At 75.1% G+C, this 1,307-nt stretch carries 1 protein-coding gene; it reads left to right on the forward strand.

Going from position 1 to position 1,307, the window contains the following annotated elements; all coding sequences use genetic code 11:
* Positions 1–245: 245 nt before the first annotated feature.
* A partial coding sequence (locus AB0G02_RS34875; RefSeq protein ID WP_360803096.1) for a serine hydrolase domain-containing protein occupies positions 246–1,307 on the forward strand: 1,062 nt, incomplete at its 3' end.

A 1,307-nucleotide genomic window follows, 5' to 3' on the forward strand; every position in this document is an offset into this window, starting at 1 on the left:
AGGAACGCCATGGCGGTCGCCGGGACGCCCGCCACGCGACGGCCGTCGCGCCGAGGAAGCTGCGGCGGGAGAAGGGATTGCCGTACTGGCTCATGCGCTGAAGATAAGTCCGCCCCGGGTGTACTGCGCGGCCCCGCGCGGAGGTTGGGCCGAACAGCGCAGCGCGGGCGTCCCGGATGGTCGATCGGCGCGGGTGGGCAGCATCGAGGTCGTCGCGGACGGGCCGGTGGCGTTATGTTCCGTCGGTGGCGGAGATCCGGGGCACGTGCGACGAGCGGTTCGGTGCGGTGCGCGACGCTTTCGGTGCGGCGCTGGACGCGCACGACGTGGGCGCGTCGGTGGCGGTGCACCTGGACGGCGAGCCGGTGGTGGACCTGTGGGGCGGCCACGTCGACGCGGCCCGCACCAGGCCGTGGGAGCGCGACACCATCGTCAACGTCTGGTCCACCACCAAGACCATGGCGGCGTTGTGCGCGTTGGTCCTCGCGGACCGGGGCGTGGTCGACCTGGACGCGCCGGTCGCCCGGTACTGGCCCGAGTTCGCCGCCGAGGGCAAGGGCGGGGTGCTGCTGCGGCACGTGCTCGGCCACACGGCGGGTCTGCCCACGTGGACCGAGCCGATCACCGTCCCGGACCTGTTCGACTGGGAGGACGCGACGGCGCGGCTGGCGGCGCAGCCCGCGCGGTGGGCGCCGGGCGCGGTCGGGTGCTACCACCCGTTGACGCAGGGGTTCCTGCTGGGCGAGGTGGTCCGCCGGGTCACCGGTCGCGGCCTGGGCGCGTTCTTCGCCGACGAGGTGGCGGGCCCGCTGGGCGCCGACTTCCACATCGGCCTGCCCGCCGAGCACGACCACCGCGTCGCACCGGTGATCCCGCCGCCCGGTTCGGGGTCGTCGGGCGGCGCGGCCGGTTCGTCGGGCGCGGCGCCGGGGTTGCCGGGCGAGCGGCCCAACCCGCCGATCGTGGCGGAGGACGCGAACACGCCGGCGTGGCGACGCGCCGAGATCCCGTCCGCGGGCGGCCACGGCAACGCGCGCTCGGTGGCCCTGGTGCAGTCGGCGCTGGCGTGCGGCGGCGTGGCCGGCGGGGTGCGGCTGCTGTCGGAGGCCGGGTGCCGGCGCGTGCTGGAGGAGCAGTTCCGGGGCGTGGACCACTACCTCGACGTGCCGATCCGGTACGGCATGGGTTACCGCGTCGAGGGGCGCACGTGCTCCTGGGGCGGCTGGGGCGGTTCGGTGGTGGTGGTCGACCTGGACACGCGCATGACCGTCGCCTACGTGATGAACCAGATGCTCGACCAGGGCACG

This window comes from Actinosynnema sp. NPDC023658 (genome assembly GCF_040639995.1).
GTDB lineage: Bacteria > Actinomycetota > Actinomycetes > Mycobacteriales > Pseudonocardiaceae > Actinosynnema.